Origin of the sequence: Vibrio sp. 10N.247.311.14 (assembly GCF_041467715.1) — a bacterium.
GTDB classification, from domain to species: Bacteria; Pseudomonadota; Gammaproteobacteria; order Enterobacterales; family Vibrionaceae; genus Vibrio; species Vibrio crassostreae_C.
In genome coordinates this window covers 1-8,569 of record NZ_JBFSVE010000049.1, presented here as the reverse complement: position 1 = coordinate 8,569, position 8,569 = coordinate 1, and the positions used below count along the sequence as shown (strand labels likewise).

The 8,569-nt window shown below is 44.8% G+C and carries 6 protein-coding genes and 1 pseudogene; 2 read left to right on the top strand and 5 right to left on the bottom strand.

Annotated features, from left to right (window positions below):
* Together AB6F11_RS16715 and AB6F11_RS16710 are read left to right on the top strand one after the other, a co-directional pair.
* Positions 1-456 (top strand): annotated as a pseudogene (locus AB6F11_RS16715) (hypothetical protein); the annotation flags it as partial.
* Between the two features lie 2 nt (positions 457-458).
* A complete protein-coding gene (locus AB6F11_RS16710; protein ID WP_104216236.1) occupies positions 459-2,138 on the top strand; it encodes a BatD family protein in 1,680 nt (559 codons plus the stop codon).
* A gap of 99 nt (positions 2,139-2,237) precedes the next feature.
* On the opposite strand, the gene AB6F11_RS16705 is transcribed toward AB6F11_RS16710, so the two are convergent.
* From AB6F11_RS16705 to AB6F11_RS16685, 5 genes are all read right to left on the bottom strand, one after another.
* Entirely contained in the window at positions 2,238-4,382 is a 2,145-nt protein-coding gene (locus tag AB6F11_RS16705; RefSeq protein ID WP_104216235.1) for a GGDEF domain-containing protein, read from the bottom strand.
* Between the two features lie 336 nt (positions 4,383-4,718).
* Positions 4,719-5,468 carry a phosphate ABC transporter ATP-binding protein PstB gene (pstB, locus tag AB6F11_RS16700; protein WP_004737715.1) on the bottom strand — a complete coding sequence of 250 codons (750 nt, stop codon included), beginning with the start codon at positions 5,466-5,468 and terminating at the stop codon, positions 4,719-4,721.
* A gap of 90 nt (positions 5,469-5,558) precedes the next feature.
* The gene (pstA, locus tag AB6F11_RS16695; RefSeq protein ID WP_017064256.1) at positions 5,559-6,422 is read right to left on the bottom strand and encodes a phosphate ABC transporter permease PstA; all 864 of its coding nucleotides are present in this window, start codon (positions 6,420-6,422) and stop codon (positions 5,559-5,561) included.
* Between the two features lie 15 nt (positions 6,423-6,437).
* Positions 6,438-7,367 (bottom strand): phosphate ABC transporter permease subunit PstC, encoded by a 930-nt coding sequence (gene pstC, locus AB6F11_RS16690; RefSeq protein ID WP_104216234.1) that lies wholly within the window; start codon positions 7,365-7,367, stop codon positions 6,438-6,440.
* Between the two features lie 111 nt (positions 7,368-7,478).
* A complete protein-coding gene (locus AB6F11_RS16685; protein WP_017064254.1) occupies positions 7,479-8,300 on the bottom strand; it encodes a phosphate ABC transporter substrate-binding protein in 822 nt (273 codons plus the stop codon).
* Positions 8,301-8,569: the final 269 nt, after the last annotated feature.

The window sequence follows — 8,569 nt, the reverse complement described above, 5'->3', positions numbered from 1 at the left end:
CAGCAAAATGATTCTTCGCAAAGCTCTCAGGATCAACAACAAAGCTCCGCTGACAATGGCAAGTCACAAGATCAAAGCAGTAACCAAGATCAACGTGGTCGCCAAGATCAAAACTCAGCTCAAGGCCAACCTGAAAATCACTCTGACTCTGAAAAGTCTAAACAAGACGACAAGCAAGCCACGCAACAAAGTAACAGTGATCAGCCGAAACAGAGTGACCAAGAAGGCGCTACACCTCAAAGTGCTAGCGCACAACAAGCTTCAAAAGAAGATGGTGAGCAAAGTAGTCAGCAAGCTGTAGCACAAACCTCAGATCAACCTCTGTCGAGCGACCCTGACATGCGAAAACTTGAGCAAGTAGAAAGCGCCCGTGACCCGAGCCAACTGCTTAAAGCGCAAATGATTTTACAAGCACGACAAAAAAGTGCTCCTAACAACCAGAACAAAAAGTGGTAACCATGCGATTTTTAAACAAGCCATTTTTATCCGTACTCCTAACATTGTTGTTGGGAGCTTTCTCGTCCTTCTCAGTATTGGCTGCAAACGCCGTGGCGAGCGTTTCACATAACAGTGTCACCAAAGATGAAGTGTTCCTTCTTAGAGTTGCAACCGATGAAAAGGTCTCCTCTGATGCTCTAGATCTAACAGCGCTCCAGCAGGATTTCTATGTTGGCACACCAAACTTTGGGTCGTCGATGCGAATCGTCAATGGCAGCCGTTCGGTATCAAGTGAATGGAACATTAGCCTTGCTCCACTGCGCTTAGGCCGGATACAGATCCCTAGCTTTGACATTGAAGGGGCTAAAACCAAGCCTATCACCATCAATGTTGCAATTAACAAAGCCGCTCCAACTCAACATGATATGGCAGAGTTCCAGCTTAATCTCAGCAAGAACTCGCTGTACCCAGAAGAAGTGGCTGAGCTTGATGTAAAACTCATCATCAAAGCTGACCCAAGAAGGCTGCAAGATCCTAAAATAGCGCCACCGAGCTCGCCGGGCTTAGATGTGGAACCTATTGGTGAATCGAAGCAATTTCAAGATGTTCTCAATGGACAAGAGGTGACGGTAGTTCAACAGTCTTTCCGTATCTCTTCACAAAAGGCCGGACAGTTTAAGCTGAATGGACCGAAGCTGAATGGAGCCGTTGTTTACTCAACCAACAACTCCAGTACAACGCGTCTGTTCCAGCTCGACACGCCCGTTGAAATCTTAGATGTAACTGTGAAGGACGTACCAAAAGGCTACCAAGGTGAGTGGTTACCAACATCAAACTTCAAACTGATTCAACAATGGTCAGATAGCCAAGGCAATCAACTGGGAAATAGTAATGGTTTAGAAGGCGACAACCAAACCATTGAAATGGAAGCGGGTGATTCGTTAACTCGTACCATCACGATGACGGCTAGCAACTTAACGCAACACCAGCTGCCAAAACTGAATATCACCTACCCTAATTCGGTACGTGTTTATGAAGAGAAGCCGCAATTTGGCACAACTCAGTCAGGTGATTCTGTCGTTGTTTACAAGCAAGTCTTGATTCCGAAAGAGGCAGGAAACATCTCGCTTCCTGATGTGTCTCAAGCTTGGTTTAACACCGATTTGCAATCAGAACAAACCAGCAAAGCGCAGGGGCTAGAGTTAGCGGTAAAGCCAAGTGACCGTGCGACATCTAGCACACCACCGGTTACAGCACCACCAGCTCAACAAGTGAACCCAACGGTTGTGACTGTTGATAACCCAGGACTCTGGCCTTATCTGACGGCTCTGTTCGCTGTCTTATGGTTAATCAGCTCAGCAATAGCTTTCTACTTCTGGTCACACCGCGGTGTAACGACAAAACCAACACACACTGTTGAACGTCAATCAGATACAGAAGAAGCGCTTATTGAAGCTCTTAAAACGAAAGATGGCGTGATGGTCAGAACCTTGTTTGACCAATGGAAAGCTGAAAACCCAGACTTGAGTGATGAGACTTTAGCTGCCGTTGAAGCCGATCTAAGCAAGCTAAACCAAAGCCTTTATGGTGAAGCTGGCTCGACCAACCCGTCATGGGATCCTTCTGAGGCAATCAAAGCAGTCAAGAAGCCAAAGCGAGTCTCTAGCAAAACGCGTAAAAGCTCACTAGAAACGCTTTAATTAGAAAAGTCTAATTTGGTAGAAAAAAGAAGCCGTGGTGACCACATTGTGAACATCACGGCTTCTTTCTTTTTAGAGTAGGAAGAAACAGGTACCACACTAAGAAATTGAAACCGCGACTTTTTTTCGCTTCAAGGCTGAGACGATTCTATTTCGCCCTGAATCTTTAGCTTGATACAAGGCCTTATCCGCCTTGCCATACAACAAATCAAAGTCGAATTGATGTTGGTCTGAGGTTATCGAAGCATACCCAACCGACGCGGTTAAATATGGGCTAGTGCTACTTTCGCAGTGAAGGATTTTCGCCTCTTCAATGCACTTTCTAATCGACTCGGCACGCTGCTTCGTTTCAGAGTGATTAGTGCCGATCATCAACAACATAAACTCTTCTCCGCCAATACGACAGAAGGTTTCCTTATCACTATGAACATGTGCATTAAGTATCTTACCGATGGTTCGCAGAGCTGCGTCACCTTCAGTATGGCCATAGACGCTGTTGTACAAACCAAAATGATCTAAATCGACTAGGATCAGCCCAAATGTAATTTCATGTTGTGTGGCAAAAGCACCTTGATCGTCGCAGTTCAAATCTTCTAGAACCTGCGACAACATACGACGGTTTCCAAGGCGTGTCAGAGGGTCTAATTTAGAAATGATATCTAACTGTTCGTTGGCTCTTTCAAGCTCTTGAGTACGCTTACTAACCTCTTGCTCAAGCGTTTCATTGAGCTTTTTAAGCTCCTCTTGCGCCATGGTTCTTTGCAACACCTCTGCAAGGCTAGAAGCAAAAATACGTATTACCTCACGAAGCTGTGAGGTTAAAGGACTGCGAGTTAATAGGTTATCAGCAGCGATAAACGCAATCGGCTCACCCGTATTGGTGGTGAGCATGGTCATTGCCGTCCAACCGACTCCCACAATATTGAAATCGTGATAGATAGGAACTGATTCTTCAAAGGCAACTTGATTAGGGCAAGCACGAGCTGCGGCTACAATGTCACGTTCCACCAGCTCAGAGCGATAATAGGACTCATCGACAATATCGCCTTTGATGTCAGTGCCCCAAGTACCTTGCATGTAACTGCACTTTTTGTCTGTTAGGAAAACAGCCAGTCGATCGATACCTAGATGTTGAATCGCAAAACTAACCGCGGACTTACAGACTTCACTGACGCTATCGCATCGAGACAGCTCAACCATACTCGAGTGCAACATACGTATGTTCTGCTCTTGGCGCTTGCGAATATAGATTTGAGAAAGCAAAGAGCCAAAAGACTCAAGCATCTGCTTTTGATAGTTAGTAATCGGTGAGCGATGAATGTAGTTATCCATGGCGATCCAGCCGACAGGTTTGTCGCCTTCACGCAAGATAAGCATGCCATTCCACCCCTGCCCGACCACCTTACCTTCTGTATACAGGGGCGCATTATCGATGATGACTAGATTAGTATGGTTATCAGACAGCGCTTCAATGTATTCCGCTTCAAGTTGGTGCAAATCGTATTGAGTGTGGTGTTCACTGTTGGTTTTACCCGCTTCGTCAGTGCCATAAGTGCCGCTGAAACAACGCTTTTTCATATCAAGCAACATGAAGATCGCACGATCAAACCCTAACCTGTCTCGCACAGCCTCAACCGATGCTTTATACAAAGCATCGAGTGACTCAGGGTTAGAAAGCTCAAGCGCGACCTGATGAACCAGCTTCATGTTCTCTACAAACAGCTCACGTAACTTTATCTCATCTAAGTATTGAGCTTCACGTGTGTCTCTGTGTTTGATTTCTAGCGCCGCGTTCTTTTCGGCACGAATACATTGCCAACGGGCAGCCGCGAGCTGTAACACATCAAGATCTTGGTCAAAGGTTTGATTAACCTTCTCAGCATTGCAATTTTGAACAATTAAATAAGTTCTGGAGGCAGGTGCGTTGTCGAGCATCATGATAAACGACTCCCCACCAAGCACTTTCATGTGTTCCCACTTGCAGGTGTTGATAGCCATTGGCAAAACCCCGTCTGCGGTATCAAACTGTGAGACCCACGGCCAAAATGTAGAGGGGTAGCTCGCCAATGAGGTTAGGTCGCCATAAGAAAAAAGCGGTAATGCGTCGCTCTCCGGCGTCGGTTCAGCAAATATTCCTATCCCTTTTGGAGTAAGTACCTTAACCAGATAGTCAAAAAGAGACTCAGCCAACAGACGATGGTCGCGTGTCGCAGATATTTGTTTTGCAAAGGCTTTAACAGGCACAGCTTCCTTCCATTGGCGATTAAGAATAAAGCAAAAATACAGAAGGCTTGATATGCAATCAATGTAAGTGAAAATGAGATGTTAAGCGGGTCGCAGTTTCACCTTTAACATTATCACAAGCATGAGAAGGACGACAAAAATGGGATTCTCTGCCCAAAATCACATCGACATTGGGGATTTTTTAGACACATAAAAAAGCCCCACCTATAGTGGGGCAAAACTTCCATCGCTTATAGTTATAGTGATAATTCTGTTGTTCTATTCGATTATCTAACCTGCGTTTCAGTTAGTGTGTAAAGGTATCTAATCGCTTAAATACCACACGTAAATCGTCGATTAACCGAAGTCACCGTTTACGTAACCTTTAGTACGATCATCTTTTGGTTCACTGAAGATAACGCTGGTTTCGTTATGCTCTACAAGCTCTCCCATTAGGAAGAAAGCCGTGCGGTCTGAGATACGACGCGCTTGCTGCATTGAGTGCGTTACGATAACGATAGTGAAGTCTTTCTTCAGATCTTCCATCAATTCTTCAATCTTGTGTGTCGCGATTGGGTCTAGAGCCGATGTTGGTTCATCCATCAGGATTACATCTGGTTCCATTGCAATGGTACGTGCGATACATAGACGCTGTTGTTGACCACCAGACAGACCAAATGCATGCGCTTTAAGACGGTCTTTTACTTCATCCCACAGTGCAGCACTGCGTAGCGAGCGCTCAACCACTTCATCGATGTGTTTTTTGTCTTTGATACCTTGAGCACGTAGGCCGTATGCCACGTTCTCGTAGATGCTCATTGGGAACGGGTTTGGCTTTTGGAATACCATGCCTACGCGGATACGTAGGTCAGCGACATCGATATTCCCGTAGATGTCAGTGCCATCCATATCCAGCTTACCCTTAATCGTAACGCCTTCAATTAGGTCATTCATGCGGTTCAAACAACGCAATAGTGTTGATTTACCACAGCCAGACGGGCCAATCAGAGCAGTAACCTGGCGAGTTGGAATTGGCAGGTTGATAGATTTAAGCGCTTGGTTGTCGCCGTAAAACAGATCTAGGTTCTCAATATCAAATTTATTCATGTTCGTAATCTCTAAATTCTTAAATTCGTGTCTAACTTGATGCTTTCTTTATCACGGGGGCTCGCTTTATTTATGAGCCAGCTAATGAGCTTAGTAAGTTGCCGTGTTGAAGCGTCTCGCAATCAGTTTTGTAACCATGTTGATCAAGAGAACCAGTACGATTAGGACTGTCGCCGTGCCGTAGGCTTGGTTCCACTCATCGATAGTAAATAGCTCTGTTGTCAGCTTATATAGGTGAACCGTTAGTGTACGGCCAGAATCGAATACCGACTCAGGAACACGTGCCACCATACCTGCTGTTAAAAATACAGGTGCTGATTCGCCAATTACACGACCAATACTAAGAATGACCGAAGTTAAGATACCTGGCATTGCGCTTGGTAAGATCAAACGCCAGATAGTGTAGATTTTTGAAGCGCCAAGGCCGTATGAGCCTTCGCGGTAAGTTTGTGGCACTGCCATCAATGCTTCTTCTGTAGTACGAATGATTACAGGAAGAATCAGGATACTTAGCGTTAGTGCACCCGACAGAATCGAGAAGCCAAGACCAAGAATCGAAACAAAGAAGGTCATACCGAACAGACCAAAGATGATCGATGGGATACCAGCTAACGACTCAGTACAGAATCGAATCACTTTCACCAATCGGCTACCTACTTTCGCATATTCAGTTAAGTATATCGCCGTCATGATGCCCAGTGGCGCGGCTACCGCAATCGATGCGATTACCATGTAGATCGTGGCAATGATCATTGGGAAAATACCACGTTCTTCACCAGTACGAGTGTAATCGTCAGTGATGAAGTTCCAATCTACGTATTGCAGACCGTTCGATAGGATGTACCAAATAATCCAGAATAAGAAACCAACGGTTACAGCTGCAGCTGCCCAGATAAAACCTTTTAGGATGTTATCTTTGGTTTGACGTGCTTGTTTTAGTTTTACGCGATCCATATTACTTATCCTCGCCTACTTCGCTTTTTCACGGTTAAGATAAAGTAGAGCACCATTTAACATCATGATGAACACTAGAAGTACAACACCTGTTGCGTACAGTGCGTTAGCGTGAACGCCACTTGCGTAAGACATTTCAATTGCAATGTTTGCTGTTAGCGTACGAGCAGAGTCCAAAATGCCTTCTGGCATTGCTGGCGCGTTACCCATAACCATGATGATTGCCATCGTTTCGCCAAGTGCGCGGCCGATACCCAAAATCACACCAGTCATAATGCCTGAACGTGCAGCAGGAACGAGTAGCTTAAAAATCGTGTAGATTTTCGAAGCACCCAGTGCAAGTGAACCTTCTTTGTATGTACGAGGTACCGCACGAATCGAAGTTTCAGAAACCGTGATAACGGTAGGAAGAATCATGATACCCAGAACAATGATACCCGCCAGGATAGTGTTACCCGCTGGTACTTGGAAAACGTTTTGAATCATTGGAACGATAATTACTAGACCGAAGAAGCCGTAAACTACCGACGGGATACCCGCTAGAAGCTCAACTGCTGGTCGAATAATATCTGCAAGACGCTTTGGAGCAATCTCAGCAATAAAAATAGCGGTTAATACACCAACTGGCACACCAACAACTACAGCTCCAAGTGTCGAAACAATCGATGCAACAATCATGGTTGCAACACCGAATAGAGCTGGAGGTAACCAGTCAACACCCAGAACGATGCCAGAAACACCGGCCTCTTGGAATGCAGGGATACTCTCTGCAACGATAAAGTAAGCGATAACGGCTAGTGATACGATGCCGATTACAGCACTCGATAAGAACAAGCCGTGGAAGATTCTTTCTCTCCAGTCGATGCGCTTCTTAGCACGTAGACTTGGCTTGTTGACTTGAGTCGCTTCAGTATTCATAAGCTTTTCACTATTTGCGATGGTCATATATAAAATCTCAAACTTTGTGGCTCAATAAGAGCTCGAAATAAACAAAGTTGAAAGAAAAGGCTCAGCCTAAAGCAGGCTGAGCAATAATTAAGATTGAGTCAGTTAAGATTAGTTAACTGTGATGTAGCCTTTCTTACCAGCGATAGCTTGAGCTTCATCTGCAACCATCCAATCTAGGAATTGTTGAGTTTCAGCTGTTGGAGCGCCTGCTTTGTAAAGAACTAGGAATGGACGAGCAACTTTGTAAGAACCGTTCTTAACGTTGTCTACAGTCGCAGCAGCGCCGTCGATAGTTAGAGCTTGAACAGATTCGTCAACTGTACCTAGAGAGATAAAGCCGATAGCGTATGGGTTGCTTGCTACAGAAACTTTAAGTGCGCCGTTACCGTTTGCAACTTGTGCACGTTGAGAGATAGCCGATACTTTCTTATCGCCAATCTTCTTCTTAAGCTTCATGATGTCTTCGAATGCACCACGTGTACCTGATGCAGTATCACGAGTGATTGCTACGATTGGCTTGTCAGCACCGCCAACATCTTTCCAGTTAGTGATGTCGCCTTTGTAGATTGAAGTGATTTGCTCAGCAGTAAGAGCAGATACTTCGTTGTTCGGGTTAACAACAACTGCGATACCGTCACGAGCGATAACTAGCTCTTTCAGGTCAGCTGTTTTCTCTTCTTCTTTTAGGTCACGAGAAGAGATACCAAGGTCAGCACTTCCATTTTTTGCTGCTTTGATGCCTGCAGAAGAACCTGGTGCTTGAATTTCGATGAACACTGGTTCGCCTTTATTCATGTAGGTTTCTGCAAAAACTTCAACCAGTGGAGAAGCACTGTTAGAGCCAACTACAGAGATAGTTTCTTTAGCTGAAGCTGTATTCACTGTTAGAGCGCCTAGTAGTGCGATTGCACCGATAACTGTCTTTTTCATCACAAATTTCCTTTAGTGGCGTTATTGCCGTAATGTTGTGTTTTGCTTGAACGAGGCCTACTTTAGAATCCGAATATGACAGTTGTGTTTCACTTAATTGAAGCCTATATGACAACTGCAATTTATTTTCTTGTTTCTCCCCTACCAATTAGCCTTAAAGTAATAAATTAGCCCCACTCATAGGCACCGAATATTCATTCCAACCTACTTAAGCTGTAGTGGTACGCTGAATTTGGTCACTTAGTAAGAGGTGATATCATCACCTCATA